The 17,401-nt window shown below is 44.5% G+C and carries 16 protein-coding genes, 1 other RNA gene and 1 pseudogene; 9 read left to right on the top strand and 9 right to left on the bottom strand.

Going from position 1 to position 17,401, the window contains the following annotated elements:
- Positions 1 to 48 precede the first annotated feature (48 nt).
- The 3 genes and pseudogenes from J5X96_RS09845 to J5X96_RS06015 form a co-directional block, all read right to left on the bottom strand.
- A complete protein-coding gene (locus J5X96_RS09845) occupies positions 49 to 273 on the bottom strand; it encodes a carboxymuconolactone decarboxylase family protein (RefSeq protein ID WP_371812561.1) in 225 nt (74 codons plus the stop codon).
- A pseudogene (locus J5X96_RS09840) lies at positions 247 to 396 on the bottom strand (RNA methyltransferase substrate-binding domain-containing protein); the annotation flags it as partial. The gene J5X96_RS09845 and the pseudogene J5X96_RS09840, both read right to left, overlap by 27 nt.
- 127 nt (positions 397 to 523) lie before the next feature.
- Positions 524 to 781, bottom strand: coding sequence for an AzlD family protein (locus tag J5X96_RS06015; RefSeq protein ID WP_256436934.1), 258 nt, complete (start codon positions 779 to 781; stop codon positions 524 to 526).
- A gap of 550 nt (positions 782 to 1,331) precedes the next feature.
- On the opposite strand from J5X96_RS06015, the gene aphA reads away from it, so the two are divergent.
- Positions 1,332 to 2,039 (top strand): acid phosphatase AphA, encoded by a 708-nt coding sequence (gene aphA, locus J5X96_RS06010; protein WP_209362272.1) that lies wholly within the window; start codon positions 1,332 to 1,334, stop codon positions 2,037 to 2,039.
- 65 nt (positions 2,040 to 2,104) lie between these two features.
- Here the strand turns inward: aphA and J5X96_RS06005 are convergent, their stop codons facing one another.
- Positions 2,105 to 2,431: an IS3 family transposase gene (locus tag J5X96_RS06005; RefSeq protein ID WP_209362270.1), complete on the bottom strand. Its 327-nt coding sequence runs from the start codon at positions 2,429 to 2,431 to the stop codon at positions 2,105 to 2,107.
- Between the two features lie 330 nt (positions 2,432 to 2,761).
- Positions 2,762 to 3,634 (bottom strand): MBL fold metallo-hydrolase, encoded by an 873-nt coding sequence (locus tag J5X96_RS06000; RefSeq protein WP_209362269.1) that lies wholly within the window; start codon positions 3,632 to 3,634, stop codon positions 2,762 to 2,764.
- A gap of 141 nt (positions 3,635 to 3,775) precedes the next feature.
- On the opposite strand from J5X96_RS06000, the gene J5X96_RS05995 reads away from it, so the two are divergent.
- From J5X96_RS05995 to cydC, 5 genes are all read left to right on the top strand, one after another.
- On the top strand, positions 3,776 to 4,729 hold the full coding sequence (locus tag J5X96_RS05995; protein WP_134080112.1) for a GlxA family transcriptional regulator: 954 nt from the start codon (positions 3,776 to 3,778) through the stop codon (positions 4,727 to 4,729).
- 187 nt (positions 4,730 to 4,916) lie between these two features.
- Entirely contained in the window at positions 4,917 to 5,774 is an 858-nt protein-coding gene (locus J5X96_RS05990) for a co-chaperone YbbN (protein WP_209362268.1), read from the top strand.
- A gap of 53 nt (positions 5,775 to 5,827) precedes the next feature.
- Positions 5,828 to 6,784, top strand: a complete 957-nt coding sequence (trxB, locus tag J5X96_RS05985) for a thioredoxin-disulfide reductase (protein WP_209362267.1) — start codon at positions 5,828 to 5,830, stop codon at positions 6,782 to 6,784.
- A 95-nt stretch (positions 6,785 to 6,879) separates the two neighbouring features.
- The gene (cydD, locus tag J5X96_RS05980) at positions 6,880 to 8,643 is read left to right on the top strand and encodes a cysteine/glutathione ABC transporter permease/ATP-binding protein CydD (protein WP_209362265.1); all 1,764 of its coding nucleotides are present in this window, start codon (positions 6,880 to 6,882) and stop codon (positions 8,641 to 8,643) included.
- Complete coding sequence (gene cydC / locus J5X96_RS05975; RefSeq protein ID WP_209362263.1) at positions 8,643 to 10,376, top strand: cysteine/glutathione ABC transporter ATP-binding protein/permease CydC; 1,734 nt, start codon at positions 8,643 to 8,645, stop codon at positions 10,374 to 10,376. The genes cydD and cydC overlap by 1 nt, the downstream gene beginning before the upstream one ends.
- A 24-nt stretch (positions 10,377 to 10,400) precedes the next feature.
- Here the strand turns inward: cydC and ffs are convergent.
- Positions 10,401 to 10,499, bottom strand: an RNA gene (gene ffs, locus J5X96_RS05970) — signal recognition particle sRNA small type.
- A gap of 135 nt (positions 10,500 to 10,634) precedes the next feature.
- On the opposite strand from ffs, the gene tesB reads away from it, so the two are divergent.
- Entirely contained in the window at positions 10,635 to 11,501 is an 867-nt protein-coding gene (tesB, locus tag J5X96_RS05965; RefSeq protein WP_032997833.1) for an acyl-CoA thioesterase II, read from the top strand.
- Positions 11,502 to 11,517: 16 nt separating this feature from the next.
- Positions 11,518 to 12,390: a ferritin-like domain-containing protein gene (locus J5X96_RS05960; protein ID WP_209362261.1), complete on the top strand. Its 873-nt coding sequence runs from the start codon at positions 11,518 to 11,520 to the stop codon at positions 12,388 to 12,390.
- A 170-nt stretch (positions 12,391 to 12,560) separates the two neighbouring features.
- Here the strand turns inward: J5X96_RS05960 and J5X96_RS05955 are convergent, their stop codons facing one another.
- The 3 genes from J5X96_RS05955 to pntA form a co-directional block, all read right to left on the bottom strand.
- Positions 12,561 to 13,298 carry a lipopolysaccharide kinase InaA family protein gene (locus J5X96_RS05955; protein ID WP_245193444.1) on the bottom strand — a complete coding sequence of 246 codons (738 nt, stop codon included), beginning with the start codon at positions 13,296 to 13,298 and terminating at the stop codon, positions 12,561 to 12,563.
- 77 nt (positions 13,299 to 13,375) lie between these two features.
- Positions 13,376 to 14,800, bottom strand: a complete 1,425-nt coding sequence (gene pntB / locus J5X96_RS05950) for a Re/Si-specific NAD(P)(+) transhydrogenase subunit beta (protein WP_209362257.1) — start codon at positions 14,798 to 14,800, stop codon at positions 13,376 to 13,378.
- Between the two features lie 10 nt (positions 14,801 to 14,810).
- The gene (pntA, locus tag J5X96_RS05945) at positions 14,811 to 16,346 is read right to left on the bottom strand and encodes a Re/Si-specific NAD(P)(+) transhydrogenase subunit alpha (RefSeq protein WP_209362256.1); all 1,536 of its coding nucleotides are present in this window, start codon (positions 16,344 to 16,346) and stop codon (positions 14,811 to 14,813) included.
- A 297-nt stretch (positions 16,347 to 16,643) separates the two neighbouring features.
- Here pntA and sfsA point away from each other — a divergent pair, with 297 nt between their 5' ends.
- Entirely contained in the window at positions 16,644 to 17,375 is a 732-nt protein-coding gene (gene sfsA / locus J5X96_RS05940; RefSeq protein WP_209362254.1) for a DNA/RNA nuclease SfsA, read from the top strand.
- The last annotated feature ends 26 nt before the right edge of the window (positions 17,376 to 17,401 follow it).

Genomic DNA, 17,401 nt, shown 5'->3' with positions numbered 1-17,401 from the left:
GGGTCGTCTGAAACGGGAGTGGTTTTCAGACGACCCTTTGAGACAAAATCAACGCTGCGCGTCAACCGCTTCCAAAGCGCGCAGGGAGTAAGTGTAGGCTGCGCCTGCGTTCAGGGCGATAGCGGTTACCAGCGCGCCGGCGATTTCGCTTTCAGTCGCGCCCGCTTTGGCGGCTGCGGCGGCATGTACGCTGATGCAGCTTTCGCAACAGGTAGTGATGGCGACGGCGATGGCAAAGTGTACGCGCACGTTTTCGTTTGCCGCTTTCTCCAACACATCGCGCGTGCGGGCATCGTTTTTGCCTTCTTGGACGTAGAGTTCGGTAATCGATTTCGGGTTTTGCCACAGGCGGGCGTTGACGGCGTGGAAGCCGTAGATGAGTCTTTGGTTTGCCATGATTTTGCTTTATAAAAAATTTCAGACGACATTATAACAAGATAAGGTCGTCTGAAAGGGAAAGGTCGTCTGAAAACAAGTGTAACCGGTATCACGAAAACGCAGCCGCCTACCGCATCAAATACCCCTACAGCCCAGAACTGCCGACGCCGATCAACACGGTAACCAACATGGAAAACCTGCTTCCGGCAAGCTCGGTCAGTGCAATGGCAATCAATTCGTGCGGTTTGTTGGACACGAAATAAGGCGCGATGACGTAAATCAACATGCAACCCGGCGCAGCTTCCATCACGATTTGTGCGCGGCGGCTTAAGGTACGGTTGCGCAAGGCGAAAAAACCAATAAGGCGGGTGGAATACGTTACCGCCAGCATGCCGGCAAACAGCAGGAACGACTACCAAGAGAGCAAATCCTTCATTCTTTCCCCCCTGATAGCGCAAGCGTCCTCGCTTGTGCCATTACAATCTATTGTGGTTTCAGAGTTAGCAAAATCCCGAGGCAAGCTCACGAATAAAGTTTACCGGAAAAGTGATATTTGGCGATAAAGTGATTACCTGTTTAAGTTCTTCATTTTCTTCTAATGACAAAAAAGTGCGGTCATAAAATCAAAAGGATTCTGAACGTTGGCTTTGCCAACGGCTCCCCAGATAGCCCCCCTTCTGACGCGTAGTTTTATCTATCTAAAAAATAAGCAAATTGAAGTTATTCATGAAAATAGTAAAAATCTGAATCAAACGAAATTGATTTTCAGGCACGCGTTAGGAAACGCGCGCTATCGTGGAGAAAAACAATATTGGTTATTTATTCACCAATTACATAATAAAAATGTGATCACGATCATAATTTTGTATAGCAAACGATTGCTTGAAATTGCGTAATAGAACAAAAAAGGTAGGATTGCCGCCGATATATTCACAATCTCATCGGGAGTCACTATGAAAAATCTTGTTAAACTTTCTCTTGTCGCCCTTTTAACCGTGGCAGCAATTCCCGCCATGGCGGCCAAAACCGAACCTTATACCAATCAAGGTACCAATGCCCGTGAAATGCTCGTGGAACAACCAATCCACTGGATTTCCGTTGAGCAACTGAAAAAAGAGTTGGAAGGCAAAGCACCGATTAATGTAAGTTTTGATATTGACGATACCGTTCTATTCAGTAGCCCTTGTTTTTACCATGGGCAACAAAAATATTCTCCGGGTAAGCATGATTACTTAAAAAATCAGGATTTCTGGAATGAAGTGAATGCCGGTTGTGACCAATATTCCATTCCAAAACAAATTGCCATAGATTTAATTAATATGCACCAAGCCCGTGGCGACCAAATTTATTTCATCACCGGACGCACTGCCGGCGATAAAGATGGCGTTACCCCAGTATTACAAAAAGCCTTCAATATTAAAGACATGCACCCGGTTGAATTCATGGGCGGACGTGAGCTTAGCACCAAATACAACAAAACCCCTGGCATTATTGAACACAAAGTTACTATTCACTACGGCGACAGTGACGACGATATTCTTGCCGCCAAAGAAGCCGGCGTTCGCGGCATCCGCCTCATGCGCGCTGCTAACTCCACTTACCAACCAATGCCAACCCTTGGCGGATATGGTGAAGAAGTGTTAATTAACTCAAGCTATTAATTTTTAAAAAACACATAAAAAATTGACCGCACTTTGATCTGCCCCCCAAAAGTTGGACAGGTTAGTTAACTTAAATATTGAGCTCGGTATTGCACCGGGCTCAATCCTTTTAAATCGAGTTTAATTCGTTTTTGGTTGTAATACACTAAATATTCTTCAATTTCAGCCTGTAATTCAGTGATTGAATGATAGCTCCGTGAGTAAAAACACTCTGATTTTAGTATCGCAAAAAAACTTTCAATCACCGCATTATCGTAGCAATTTCCTCGGCGGCTCATACTTTGAACCGCTTTACCCTCCAACATTTTCACCCATTCCGCCGAACCATGCAATACGCCTTGGTCGCTATGAATAATCGGGCATTCTGTCGGTTTAAGAATTGTAGCGTGCAACTTGTTGCACGAAATCGTGAATGCCCGAAAGGGTTAAATAACGTTCCGTGCGTGATTCGGTCGTGCATCAAGATGCACGCTACGAGGGGTAAATAATCCTCCTATATGTTGAATTTTGGTTGTCAGCCTTGTTCATTATATAGCGAGGATTTTTTTCTGTTCATCGCTTAAGCTATTTGTCTCCATACGCATAGCGTATGGTTTTTATAGCCTGACTTTGCCTGGCTATAATCAAAGGCCATCTGAAATTTCAGACGGCTTTTTTATAACAAAGTGCGGTCAAATTTTTAGGTGTTTTGCAAATCTCCATCAAAACTTGACCGCTTGTTTTTAAAACTTCACTGTTTCACCATCTTCTGGAATTGCTACATTTTCAAGCTTATTTGCTTGGACAAATTGGCGTAAATCCTTACGGTACACAGACATATGGTTTACCGCATCCATGTGCACCGTGATAAGTTTTGTATTCGGTAGCATTTGGCGAGCATGAGCAACATCTTGTAACCCCATAATAATGCCGTCATTCGGAAAAGCTAAGGTACGCGCATCACCTGTGTTCATAATCATTACATCTGGTTTATAACGATTAATGGCTTTGTTTACTTCGGCAGTCCAAATTGTGTCACCAACCAAGTACACCGTTGGATGACCTTTCGCTTGGAATGTTACTCCCATCGCCTCATCTAAAATCTCAGCTAATTGTGGTACAGCGTACATTTCCGTTGTGCCGTGAGAACCGCCGGTTTTATTTAAAATAATACCTTCGAACTCCACCGGTTTTTCTAGCGATAAACTGGTTATGTTAGTAAAACCTTGCGCTTTGAGTAGGTCGCCATCCCGTTCATGCTGCACAAAAATTTTGATGGATTTAGGTAAAATTTTTTGTGCAACCTCATCCCAATGATCTTCATGTGTATGAGTCAAAATAATGGCATCAACATCTTTGAAAGTATCTTCTGCTTTCATCGGTAATTCCACAAGTGGATTACGCAAATGGCTATTTAATGTCCCTTCAAAGCCTGCATAACGTCCTTTTTCAGCAAGCATCGGATCAATTAAAAAAGTTTTCCCTGCGTAGTTCAGGCGACCCGTGGCATTGCGGATATGTTGGTAGCTATCAGTGTTTTTAGAGGCAAGATCTACGGCGAAAGTATTTGCGCTAATAGCCAATGCTGTAGTGCTAATCAAGGTTTTTAAGTTCATTGTTTTTCCTTTTCTATACGTTATTGAATGAATAAACATATTATAGTGAGAACAAAATTGCGCAAAAATAGATAAAAAATCAATAAACGTAATAATCGGGTCATTTCTGTGTTATGCTCATATCAAAGTAGGAGAAATAAAATGAATAAACCCACTGTTGCTTTGATTGTGTATGAACAAATGATGCCCATTCATTTTGCGATGGCATATTCCGTTTTTTCTATGTCGGATTTAAACGGCAAGCCGTTATTTGACTGTAAAATCGTTAGCGATTCGGACAACCTGACAAACTCGCTATTTCACATACATTTAGATGGTGGTTTAGAATGGTTAGAGAATGCCGATATTGTTGTGATGACTGGATGGCATGATACTCAAGTGATGCCTAGTGAGGCTTTATTAACGGCGTTACGGCAAGCATATCAACGTGGTGCGACAGTGGTGGGTTTATGTTATGGTGCCTATGTGTTAGCGTGCAGTGGTTTACTTAACGGCAAAAAAGCAACCACACATTGGCTAGGAGATAGTGATTTTACTAGTCGCTTTCCGCAGGTGAAATGGGATTTAAATCCTATTTATTTGGAACAAGATCGACTGATTACCTCCGCAGGAACGGCAGCTTCCATGGATTGTTGCCTTTCTATTGTCCGTAAATTATATGGTGTGAAAATTGCCAATCATATTGCCCGAATACTGGTTATCCCCCCTCATCGTGAAGGCGGACAAGCACAATTTATCGAACGCCCTATTTCTCGTTCCACACCTAATCATAATATCAATGCGTTGCTTGCTTATTTAAATGAAAATCTGACCGCACTTCATTCGACTGATAGTCTTGCAGAACGTTTGTCAATGAGCCGTAGCACTTTCACCCGACATTTTCGCAAAGCAACCGGAATGTCATTAAATCAATGGTTAATTGAAGCAAGGCTACAGCGAGCAAGAGAGCTTTTGGAAAGCACAGATTTATCTATTACTGATATTGCAGAACAAAGTGGATTTCATAGTGATACCGCCTTGCGTCAGCACTTCTTGAAAAAACATAAGATTTCACCGAATCGCTGGCGTAAGCAGTTTCAAATTGAGGATGTTTAGATCTTTTTATTTTAAAGTCCGGTCAATTTTTCGGATGTTTTGCGTATTTAAACCCTATCCGGATCGACTTTATGCGAGTCGCCAATCTTGCAAGCCTTTAAGACGCTATTCCCGAAAAACACTAAAAAATCCCACCGCACTTTGCTATAATGCGCAGCATTCATTTCATTAAAAATAAGAGAAGAATATGACGGATTTTCCTGCCATTCGTGACCTCAACGAACAAAATCTCAACGAAATTTTACAGCTTTCACAACATCATCCTTTGGTGATCACGTTTTATGCGCCAAGCCATGCAGATTCTGTAGCGTTTGTGAAAACCTTGGAAAATTATGCCAACCAATACCAAGGGCAATTTGTGTTAGCCAAAGTGAATTGTGAGAAAGAACAAATGGTGGCGGCGCAGTTTCGTATTCAAGCGTTGCCGACCACTTATTTATTTAGAGACGGGCAAGCGTTGGATGCCTTTCAAGGTGCGTTGGATAACACCACCTTGCAACAGCGTTTGAGTGCGATTTTGCCGAAAGAGGAAGAAATCAAATTTAATCAGGCGTTGGATCTGCTTGCGGTGGAAAATTATGAGCAGGCATTGCCGTTGCTGAAAGAAGCATGGGAGTTGTCTGATCAGAAAAACAGCGACATCGCGCTACTCTATGCGGAAACCTATATCGCCATGAAAAAAACCGAGCCGGCACAGCAGATTTTGAACAAAATCCCCTTGCAAGATCGCGACAGTCGCTGGCAAGGTTTACAGGCACAAATTGATTTGTTGATTAAAGCTGCAGATACGCCGGAAATTCAACAATTACAGGAAGAATTTGCAAAACAGCCAACCCATGATCTTGCGTTGAAATTAGCGTTGCAATTACACCAAGCCAATCGCAATGAAGAAGCGTTGAATTTATTGTTTACTATTTTACGTCAAGATTTAGGCGCCGAAGACGGCAAAATCAAGCAGGAATTTTTATCCATTTTAGCCGCCATCGGCAACAACGATCCGGTAACCAATAAATACCGCCGATTGCTCTATTCGTTGTTGTACTGATGGGAAATCTTCTATAATAGCGGTCGCAAATATTAAGTTGATAAGGATTGATTATGTCAGATATTAAACACGCGCAATTACTCATTTTAGGCTCAGGCCCTGCCGGTTACACTGCGGCTATTTATGCGGCACGCGCTAATTTAAAACCGGTACTCGTCACCGGTTTACAACAAGGTGGACAACTCACTACCACCAGTGAAATTGAAAATTGGCCGGGTGATTTCGGTGAAACGACCGGTCCGGAATTAATGCAAAGAATGTTGCAACACGCAGAAAAATTTGAGACCGAGATCGTTTTCGATCACATTAACCGTGTAGATTTATCTTCTCGCCCATTCAAATTATACGGTGATGCACAAACCTTTAGCTGCGATGCGTTAATCATCGCCACCGGTGCTTCCGCCCGTTATTTAGGCTTGCCTTCCGAAGAAAACTTCAAAGGGCGTGGCGTTTCTGCCTGTGCCACTTGCGACGGTTTCTTCTATCGCAACAAACCGGTTGCCGTCATCGGTGGTGGTAATACAGCCGTGGAAGAAGCACTCTATTTAGCCAACATTGCTTCTGAGGTGCATTTGATCCACCGTCGCGATAGCTTCCGCGCAGAAAAAATTCTCATCGACCGCTTATACAAAAAAGTGGAAGAAGGCAAAATCGTGCTGCATACCAACCGCACTTTAGATGAAGTGTTGGGCGACAACATGGGCGTAACCGGCGTACGTTTGAAAGACGTGCAATCCCAAGCCACGGAAGAGGTTGCATTAGACGGCGTCTTCGTGGCCATCGGCCATGCACCGAATACGGAAATTTTCCAAGGTCAATTGGAATTAAATAACGGCTATATCGTGGTGAAATCCGGTTTAAACGGCAATGCAACTGCAACTTCCGTGGAAGGCGTTTTTGCCGCAGGCGATGTGATGGATCACAACTATCGTCAAGCCATTACCTCTGCCGGCACTGGCTGCATGGCGGCATTAGATGCTGAGCGTTATTTGGATGCGCAAAAAGCATAACTGTTCGGTAGGTGTACCAAGACAACACATTATGCAATATAAGGTGGGCAATAACGTCCACCTTCCGTTTTTCTGTTTCTGATAAAACATAACTTATGGATAAATCTCGTCAAAAATATTTGCAACAATGGCTTCGCACACAGCAAAAGCCGATTAAAAAATATTTGAATCTCAATATTCTGCTCGCCACGTTCTCCTCAGTGATTTTAGTGGGGCAGACTTATCTTTTGGCCTCTTTGCTGCATAAGCTCATTATTCTGGGCAAACCGGTCACCGGCTTGGCGCCTTACTTTATCGGCTTAGTCGTCGGCTTTGCACTACGTGCGCTAATTTTGTGGTTCCGAGAAAAAATCGGCTTCAAGTGCGGTCAATTATTACGGAATATTATTCGTCAGCAAATTTTGGATAAAATCCATCAAGTTGGCCCGGCAACGATTAACAATAAACCTGCCGGCAGCTGGGCAACCATCATGTTGGAACAAGTAGAGAACTTGCATAATTTCTACGCCCGCTATTTGCCACAACAAGCGCTTTCCGCCATTGTGCCGATGATTATCCTGATTGCCGTGTTCCCGTTAAACTGGGCAGCCGGTTTGATTTTAATGGGCACTGCACCGCTGATTCCTATTTTCATGATTTTAGTCGGCAAAGCGGCAGCAGACAGCAGCCAAAAGAACATGGATACCCTTGCGCGGTTAAGCGGTCAATTCCTCGATCGTCTGCGCGGTTTGGAAACCTTACGTTTATTCGACCGCACTTCCGAGCAAACCCGCCATATTGAAAACAGCACGGAAGATTTCCGCGAAACCACCATGGATGTGCTAAAAATGGCGTTCCTCTCCTCTGCCGTCCTTGAGTTTTTCACTTCGATTTCTATTGCATTAATGGCGGTGTATTTCGGTTTCAGTTATTTAGGGCAAGTAGAATTCGGCAGTTACGGCACGCCGATTACGCTCTTTATCGGTTTCTTCTGCCTCATTCTTGCACCGGAGTTTTATCAACCCTTACGCGACCTTGGCACTTATTATCATGACCGTGCAGCAGGTATTGGTGCGGCAGATGCCATCGTGGATTTCTTGGAAGAAGATTATTTAATCGCTCAAGGCAACAGCAAAGCGGCATTTGAAAGCCAAAGTGCGGTGGAAATTTCAGGTGAAAATGTAGTGGTCTTGTCGCCACAAGGCAAACCGCTGACAGAAGCGCTGAATTTCCATATTCCGGCGCAGAGCCACATCGCTATCGTAGGACAAAGCGGTGCCGGAAAAACCTCGCTGATCAATGCCATTTTGGGCTTTTTACCTTATGAAGGCAGCCTGAAAATCAACGGGCAAGAATTGCGCGATGTCGATTTAGCCCAATGGCGCAAACACATTGCGTGGGTTGGACAAAACCCGTTATTGCTACAAGGCACGATCAAAGAGAATTTATTATTAGGTGACATTCAAGCTTCAGCGCAAGAAATTGATCAGGCGTTGGCATTAGCGCAAGCGAAAGAATTTACCGACCGTCTCGGCTTAGAGGCGGAAATTAAAGAAGGTGGCATTGGCGTGTCCGTCGGGCAAGCACAACGTTTGGCCGTTGCACGTGCGCTACTGCGTAAAGGCAATTTGTTGTTATTAGATGAACCGACTGCCAGCCTTGATGCGCAATCGGAAAATCAAGTATTACAAGCCTTGCAACACATCAGTCGCCAACAAACAACCGTGATGATCACTCACCGCATTGAAGATCTGAAACAATGCGATACTATTTTGGTGATGCGCCACGGACAAATTATTCAGCAGGGGCATTTTGACCAACTGCAACATCAAGGTTTCTTCGCCGAATTATTGGCACAACGACAACAGGATATTAACTAATGCGTGCTTTATTGCCTTTTATTCGTTTATTTAAATTTGCCAAACTGCCGTTAATTTTCGGTGGTTTGTTAATGATTTTAGGACTTGCCTCCAGCATCGGGTTACTTACCCTTTCCGGTTGGTTCCTCGCGGCGACCGCCATTGCCGGCTTGGGTTCGCTGTTTAACTTTTTCTATCCGTCCGCTAGCGTACGGGGTTTAGCTATCGGGCGTACCGTGGCGCGTTATTTTGAAAAAGTTGTTACCCATGACGCCACCTTCCGCGTGTTAGCCAAATTACGCGTGCAAGTGTTTAGCAAAATTATTCCATTAAGCCCGGGCGTGCTCAATCGCTATCGTAACAGTGATTTATTAAACCGCTTGGTTGCTGACGTCGATACCTTGGACGGACTTTATCTTCGCCTGATTGCGCCGTTTATCAGTGCCATTGTGGTGATTACATTCATTACCATTGGATTAAGTTTTGTTCATGTGCCACTTGCGCTGTTCCTTGGTCTCACGTTACTGACATTATTATTGGTGATTCCAACCATTTTTTACCATTTAGGCAATAAATTCGGCGCAAAATTAACCCAATCCCGCGCCCTTTACCGCACGCAATTTGTGGAATTTATTCAGGCTCAAGCAGAATTATTGTTATTTAACGGGGAAGAAAAACTAAAAGGGAAATTAAGCCAAACCGAACAGCAATGGCAAGCCTATCAACAACAGGAAGCGAATTTATCGGGATTTTCCACCGCACTTTTGTTGTTCGCCAACGGCTTGGTGTTATGTATTGTGATGTGGTTTGCTGCGCAAGTAGATTTAGGTAGCGATGAATACCGTGCTGCATTAATTGGCTTGTTTGCTTTTGCCGCCCTCGCCTCCTTTGAAATTCTGATGCCTATCGGCGCTGCATTTTTGCACATCGGGCAAATGGTCGCGTCGGCTGAACGGGTAACGGATATTATCGAACAGCAACCACTGGTAGATTTTTCCGGCACGCAAGTTGTTGAAAACCAAACTCAAGCGCCGTTATTGCAAATTCATCAAGTTCATTTCACTTATCCGCAACGTGATAACCCGGCATTAGTGGACTTAAATCTCCATATTCAAGCCGGTGAAAAATTGGCCATTTTAGGAAAAACCGGCAGCGGCAAATCGACGCTACTTCAATTATTGGTACGCAATTATGATGCCAACCAAGGGGAAATCTTATTCGCCGGCAATCGCATTCAAGCCTATAGCGAAAGCAGTTTACGCCAACAATTTTGTTTCTTAACGCAACGCGTGCATGTGTTTAGCGATACGTTGCGTAACAACTTGCAACTGGCTACCCATGCGCCATTAAGCGATGAAAAAATGGCTGCTGTGCTACAACAAGTGGGCTTGGAAAAATTAGTGAATCAAGACAAAGGATTAGATTTATGGCTGGGAGACGGCGGCCGTCCGTTATCGGGCGGTGAACAACGTCGTTTAGGCTTAGCGCGTGTGTTATTAAATGATGCGCCTATTTTACTCTTAGATGAACCGACAGAAGGTTTGGATCGCGAAACCGAACGCAATATTCTGCAAGCGATTTTGGCTCACAGTGTCGGTAAAACCTTGATTATGGTGACGCACCGTCTAACCGCCATTGAGCAGTTTGATCAACTTGTGGTGATCGATAACAGTCGCTTAATTGAACAAGGTTCGTACAGCGAATTGATCAATAAAGAAAATGGCTTTTTCAAGCAACTGACACAACGTATTTAAAAGGAAGAGGCTGGAAAGGTGGAAACCTTTCCGGCTTAGTCTCGGCACACGAAAATTCTGACTTTGGCTGCTTTCTTCCGAACCTGACCTGGTAAACCAGACTTCATTGCGAGGGACCGAAAAGGTTTCCATTGAATTAACCGCAAAATTTGATAGCGCGATTAAGGTTTCGCATTATGCAATAAGCCCTATTGAATTGCAAATGTTATCTCCGGATCACATCAGAACAGCCTGAACTTTAAACAAACGAGGAAAATCATGACCGCACTTAACCAACTTATCGAACTGTTAAAACTGGAAAAAATCGACGATTTACTTTTTCGCGGCGCAAGCCAAGATCTCGGGTTTCGCCAAGTGTTCGGTGGTCAAGTCGTGGCGCAGGCACTTTCTGCTGCGATTCAAGTTGCCCCTCAAGATCGCTTTTTACATTCTTGCCACGCCTATTTTCTCTCGCCGGGCGACAGCCAATATCCGATTATTTATGATGTCGAAATTTTACGCGAGGGCAGAAATTTCACGGCAATGCGGGTAAAAGCCATTCAACATAAATCACCGATTTGCCACATTACTGCCTCTTTCCAAACCTTGGAACAAGGCTTTGAACACCAAAGCGAAATGCCAAAGGTAGAAGCACCTGATGCTTTAATGTCAGAAAGCTCAGTCATTCAGCAAATGGCACAAACCATTCCGGAAGCCGTGCGCGATAAATTTACGGCAGAGCGTCCATTTGATATTCGCACCAAATATTTAAATAATCCGTTCCGCGGACATAAACTGCCTCCACAACAATACTCTTGGGTACGCACTAATGGCGAAGCACCTACAGACTATCGCATTCAACAATGCCTGCTTGCCTACTTCTCCGATTTTCATTGCATTTTGACCGCACTTCATCCCCATGAAAAAGGCTTTTTACAAAAAGGCATGAAAGTTGCCACCATCGACCATTCTATTTGGTTCCATCGCCCGTTTGATATGAATGATTGGTTGCTCTATGCCATCGAAAGCAACAACGCCTATGCCGCCCGCGGCCTTGCACGTGGTCAATTTTTTGCGGCAGATGGCAGACTCATTGCCACCACACAACAAGAAGGGTTAATTCGTTACGTTCCGGAAGAACAATAAAAAAATGAGGGAAAAAATGACCGCACTTTATGCTGCTCAAGATTTTTGGCATGCCGTCACCACGGCACTACAAACCACGGATCCGTTAGAAAAATGCCGCTTAGTGAATCATCTTTATGATGAGCTATTACCGCAGATTAAATTGACGGAATTATCCGATTTTCCGGAAGTCACGCCACAAATGGATCTTGCCGGTATTCCGGAGAAGCCACGGCTCGTTGCACCGAAAGATGTGCCGAAACGTTCTTTCGCCACAGAAGAAGGTTATGCCGCAACGTTGCATGCTATTGCCCATATTGAGTTTAATGCCATTAATTTAGGCTTAGATGCCGCTTGGCGTTTTGGCCGAAATGCGCAACAAGAATTAGGCGAAGGCATGGCATTTGTAAAGGATTGGCTACGTGTCGCACGTGAAGAAAGCACCCATTTTTCCTTAGTCAACGCGCATTTGCAGACCCTTGGATATCAATACGGCGATTTTGAAGCCCATGCCGGTTTATGGGAAATGGCACAGGCAACCGCGCATGATATTTGGGAACGTATGGCATTAGTGCCGCGTGTACTGGAAGCGCGAGGGCTGGATGCCACGCCTGTATTACAAGAAAAAATTGCGCAACGGAAAGACATGGCTGCCGTCAAGATTTTAGATGTGATTTTAACGGATGAAATCGGACACGTTTATATCGGCAATCATTGGTATCACGCACTTTCCGCCAAACGAGGATTGGATGCCATGAAATGCTTTACCGAATTGCTACATAAATATCGTATTGTGATTTTTAAAGGGGTAATCAACACAGATGCCCGTTTACAAGCCGGGTTCACGCAACATGAATTAGATTGGATTTATGAAGTGGAACAGACATTAAAGTCGTACATTAAGCAGTAAAAAATAAAATGCCCGATAAGAAATATTATCGGGCATTTTTTTAGAATCGAACGCCAGTGCCAACACCCACGCCAACACCGACTTCATTAGAACCGCCACCAACACCGACACCGACGGAACAGGCGCTGAGAGTCCAAACAATAAATAATGTCATGATAATTTTTTTTCATTTAGTCCTCTTTTTTCACTTGTTCAATATTCTGGTATAGCCGATAAATCCCGATAAGATCGCGCTTGGCGATAGATTTAAAGGGCAACAATAAATAGTAAATACAACGATAATGTTCTACGGATGCCAACATATCCAGCCACTCCTGTGGCTCGCAACATTCACGGTATTTTCGCATAACATCGCAAATGATCTCATCGGACAATTCATCTTCACGACATAAATTATAGATAAACAGCAACAAATCACGCGCTTTTTGCTTACTTAAAGCCCGCTTGGTCGCATTCACTTCAAAATCAATAAACAACACTTGACCATCACGCCATAGAATATCGCGAATTGCCGGACGTCCGTGCACCACCCCTTGTTGATGCAAAGTCGCCAATGCCACCGCCGCATCTAATAAAATCGCGCGTTTTTGTTGTTTGGAAAGATGAAGCCCCATCCAATGGGCCACACTGTTTCCGCCGTCCTCCAACACTAAGAAATCCTCACCAAACATTTCAAGGTGCGGCACCGGCGCTTGATGTTCCTCAAGATATTGCAAACTTTGAATTTCGTTTTTAAAGGCTTGTTTCGGTTTTGGTTTCAAAAAATGCCACACACCGTGTAATTGTTCCGGTTGTTTCAACCAAAAATCTTTATCGTTATAAGTAAAATGATATACGCGCTCACCTTTATGCTCGGCAAGCACTTGCTGAACATATTCCTCAAAAGGCAATGCAGATAATTGCGACATATTTTCGTTCCTCACAAACATAAAGTGCGGTCAAAATTAACCGCACTTTTATTTTTTAGCTTGTCATCCAAAGCCAATTACAAGGCTTTTAAGATATCATCCACACGTTCTTTCGCATCACCAAACAACATTTGGGTATTTTCTTTAAAGAACAATGGATTTTGTACGCCGGCGTAACCGGTATTCATGGAACGTTTGAATACCACCACGTTAGCCGCTTTCCACACTTCCAATACCGGCATACCGGCGATTGGGCTGTGCGGATCGTCCATCGCCGCAGGGTTGACGGTGTCGTTCGCGCCGATAACCAATACGGTGTCGGTGTCAGCGAAATCATCGTTGATTTCATCCATTTCCAGCACGATGTCGTAAGGCACTTTGGCTTCTGCCAATAACACGTTCATGTGGCCAGGCAAACGTCCGGCAACCGGATGGATACCGAAACGCACGTTCACGCCACGCTCGCGTAATTTTTGGGTAATTTCTGCCACTGGATATTGCGCTTGTGCGACTGCCATGCCGTATCCTGGGGTGATGATCACAGAGCTGGAATTTTTCAACAATTCCGCCACTTCTTCTGCGGTTGTTTCACGGTGTTCGCCTTGTTCGGTATCGGAAGACACTTGAATGTCATTACCAAAACCACCTGCAATAACGCTGATGAAAGAGCGGTTCATGGCTTTACACATGATGTAAGACAAGATCGCACCGGAAGAACCCACCAACGCACCGGTCACGATTAACAAGTCATTGCTAAGCATGAAACCTGCCGCAGCTGCAGCCCAACCGGAATAGGAGTTCAACATGGACACCACCACCGGCATGTCTGCACCACCGATAGAGGCCACTAAATGCCAACCGAAAGCGAGTGCTATCACAGTCATGATTAATACCGGGAAGATATTTTCCGGTTCACTTAAGAACGCCACCATTAATAACGCGGAAACAATAAGCGCTGCCAAGTTTAATTTATGACGATGTGGCAACATTAAGGCTTTGGAATTAATTTTTCCGCTTAATTTACCGAATGCCACTACAGAGCCGGTGAAGGTCACCGCACCGATGAAGATCCCCAAGAACACTTCCACGTTATGTACGCTGGCAAGTGCGGCTTGTTCTGCAAGGAATTTCGCTTGTTCTACGTCATTTAAACCGCTCGGCATAGTTGGGATATCATGCAAACCGTAGCTGTTATAACCCACCAATACGGCAGCCAAACCGACGAAACTGTGCAAGATCGCCACCAATTCCGGCATTTCCGTCATTTCAACTTTTAATGCACGCTGAATACCAATCGCCCCACCAATCACCATCGCAATGATGATCCACAATGTGCCTTCGGATTTTGGCCCGAAGATGGTGGCGATGAGTGCAATCCCCATCCCGATAATGCCATACCAGCACCCTGCTTTTGCCGTTTCGTGTTTAGAAAGACCGGCTAAGCTCATAATGAAGAGCAACGCTGCAACAATATACGCAGCTTGTACAAAACCTTCTGACATGATTTTCTCCTTAGCCTTTTCTAAACATGGAAAGCATACGTTGAGTGACGCGGAAGCCACCAAAAATGTTGATGCTTGCCACTAAAATCGCAATAAACGCCAACACACTAATGAAGAAATTACCTTGTGAGATTTGCAATAACGCTCCCACGATAATAATCCCTGAAATCGCATTCGTTACCGCCATCAATGGGGTGTGTAGCGCATGGCTCACATTCCAAACCACATAGTAACCCACGACACAAGCCAAGACGAACACGGTTAAGTGAGAAAGGAAAGCCGCCGGCGCAATAGACGTAAGCCATAAGAAAAGCACACCCACTGCCGCCATAATGCCGTATTTTTTACGCGGATCCGTTGGTTTTTCTTCCTCTTTTTTGACCGTACTTGCAGCTTTCGCTTGTTGTTGCGGTTGAGCGGAAACTTGAATCGGCGGTGCCGGCCATGTCACTTCGCCATCACGAATAACCGTTACGCCACGCAATACCACGTCGTCGAAATTGATGTCGATTTGACCGTCTTTGTTTTTGCAAAGCAATTTCAATAAGTTAACAAGGTTGGTACCGTAAAGTTGGGAAGATTGCGTTGGTAAACGGCTTGGTAAATCGGTGTAACCAATGATTTTCACTTGATTATCGGTGACCACCACTTCGCCGGCTTTACTCAATTCACAGTTACCGCCGGTCGCTGCGGCTAAATCCACAATCACGCTACCCGGCTTCATGGATTCCACCATTTCTTTGGTGATTAAGCGTGGTGCAGGTCTGCCCGGAATTAATGCAGTGGTGATGATAATATCCACTTCTTTCGCTTGTTCTGCGTAAAGGGCAAGCGCGCGACGATTGAATTCCTCAGACATAACTTTGGCATAGCCATCGCCACTGCCGCCTTCTTCTTTGAAATCGATTTCAAGGAAGCTGGCGCCCATACTTTCTACTTGTTCTTTTACTTCCGGACGGGAGTCAAAAGCACGTACAATGGCACCTAGACTGTTTGCTGCTCCAATCGCGGCAAGGCCGGCAACACCCGCACCAATCACCAACACTTTTGCCGGTGGCACTTTACCTGCTGCGGTAATTTGTCCGGTGAAGAAACTGCCAAATTCATGTGCGGCTTCCACCACGGCACGATAACCGGCAATATTTGCCATGGAACTTAATGCATCCAAGGCTTGCGCACGAGAAATTCGCGGCACGGCATCCATCGCCAACACATTGATTTTTTTCGCTGACAGTTTTTCCATGAGCTGCGGATTTTGCGCAGGCCAGATAAAACTGACTAAGGTTGCCCCTTCTTTAATTAAAGCGATTTCATCATCAGTCGGCGCGTTGACTTTAAAAATAATGTCCGCTTGCCAAACTTGTGCGGCATCACCGACTTTCGCACCGGCAGCTGCAAATGCCTGATCTTCAAAACTGGCTTTGAAACCCGCATCATGTTCAACAATCACATCGAAGCCAAGCTTCAAAATTTGCTGAACCGTTTTCGGCGTTGCCGCCACACGACTTTCATTATCAAGCAGTTCTCTAGGTACACCAATTAACATAATGATTCCCTTTGATTGATTAAGATTTAGGTAACAAATTTACCCGCCCGAAATGACGCCTCTAGGCAGTCAAATTAGCCCTCACTCTATCATTGTTCCTCTAAAAACTAAAAAAAATTTTCGGCTTTTTATTCAATATGTGATCCCTATTACACTTTGTGGTAACACATAAAAAATTAGAAATTCATCCCTCGCTTTGCTATCTTAGCGCGCAAATATTTTTACTGCCGCTTCACACTCGGTCTGTAAAAAACACGGAAAAACTTAACCGCACTTTGATATACAAGGTCAAACACCATGCAATTACCCTCTCTACAATCTGCCACTTTAATCCGCCGTTACAAACGCTTTTTAGCGGATGTGCAACTGCCGAACAGTGATATCACCACGTTGCACTGTGCCAACACCGGTGCCATGATCGGCTGTGGTGCAGAAGGCGACACCGTCTGGTATTCCACCTCCGATAGTGCCACACGGAAATACCCAAGTTCATGGGAATTAACACAATTAGCCAATGGCAATATGGTTTGCATTAACACGCACCGTTCTAATCAGCTCACCTTTGATGCCTTACAGAAAAAGCAAATTATCGAACTGGCTATGTATGATGAAATTCATCCGGAAGTGAAATACGGCGAAGAAAACAGCCGCATTGATTTTCTGCTGAAAGGTAAAGATCTGCCTGATTGTTACGTGGAAGTGAAATCCATTACTTATGTGGATAACGACAAAAAACTCGGTATGTTTCCTGATGCTGTCACGACACGCGGACAAAAACACTTACGCGAATTGATCGCCATGAAAAAGCAAGGTCATCGCGCCGTGATTTTCTTCTGTGGCTTACACGACGGCTTCGATCATTTCCAAATTGCGAAACACATTGATGCCAAATATGACGCGCTTTTCCAGCAAGCCCTCAAAGAAGGCGTAGAAGCATATGCGTATGCCGCTGAATTTGAGAAAACGCAGGGAATTCCGACCGCACTTCATCTCACAAAGGTCGTACCACTTAAGCTAAATGGGATTTAAGTAAATTATTTGAGAATTATTTTCAT

It is taken from the genome of Aggregatibacter sp. 2125159857 (assembly GCF_017798005.1).
Classification (GTDB): Bacteria; Pseudomonadota; Gammaproteobacteria; order Enterobacterales; family Pasteurellaceae; genus Aggregatibacter.
Note: the sequence above shows the minus strand (reverse complement) of the source record. Positions and strands in the feature narration are given on the sequence as shown.

What these genes read in the sequence shown, in the direction of transcription:
- aphA (WP_209362272.1), top strand. Translation starts at nt 1,332, where the DNA reads ATGAAAAATCTTGTTAAACTTTCTCTTGTCGCCCTTTTAACCGTGGCA.
- J5X96_RS06000 (WP_209362269.1), bottom strand. Translation starts at nt 3,634, where the DNA reads ATGAACTTAAAAACCTTGATTAGCACTACAGCATTGGCTATTAGCGCA.
- J5X96_RS05995 (WP_134080112.1), top strand. Translation starts at nt 3,776, where the DNA reads ATGAATAAACCCACTGTTGCTTTGATTGTGTATGAACAAATGATGCCC.
- J5X96_RS05990 (WP_209362268.1), top strand. Translation starts at nt 4,917, where the DNA reads ATGACGGATTTTCCTGCCATTCGTGACCTCAACGAACAAAATCTCAAC.
- trxB (WP_209362267.1), top strand. Translation starts at nt 5,828, where the DNA reads ATGTCAGATATTAAACACGCGCAATTACTCATTTTAGGCTCAGGCCCT.
- cydD (WP_209362265.1), top strand. Translation starts at nt 6,880, where the DNA reads ATGGATAAATCTCGTCAAAAATATTTGCAACAATGGCTTCGCACACAG.
- cydC (WP_209362263.1), top strand. Translation starts at nt 8,643, where the DNA reads ATGCGTGCTTTATTGCCTTTTATTCGTTTATTTAAATTTGCCAAACTG.
- tesB (WP_032997833.1), top strand. Translation starts at nt 10,635, where the DNA reads ATGACCGCACTTAACCAACTTATCGAACTGTTAAAACTGGAAAAAATC.
- J5X96_RS05960 (WP_209362261.1), top strand. Translation starts at nt 11,518, where the DNA reads ATGACCGCACTTTATGCTGCTCAAGATTTTTGGCATGCCGTCACCACG.
- J5X96_RS05955 (WP_245193444.1), bottom strand. Translation starts at nt 13,298, where the DNA reads ATGTCGCAATTATCTGCATTGCCTTTTGAGGAATATGTTCAGCAAGTG.
- pntB (WP_209362257.1), bottom strand. Translation starts at nt 14,800, where the DNA reads ATGTCAGAAGGTTTTGTACAAGCTGCGTATATTGTTGCAGCGTTGCTC.
- pntA (WP_209362256.1), bottom strand. Translation starts at nt 16,346, where the DNA reads ATGTTAATTGGTGTACCTAGAGAACTGCTTGATAATGAAAGTCGTGTG.
- sfsA (WP_209362254.1), top strand. Translation starts at nt 16,644, where the DNA reads ATGCAATTACCCTCTCTACAATCTGCCACTTTAATCCGCCGTTACAAA.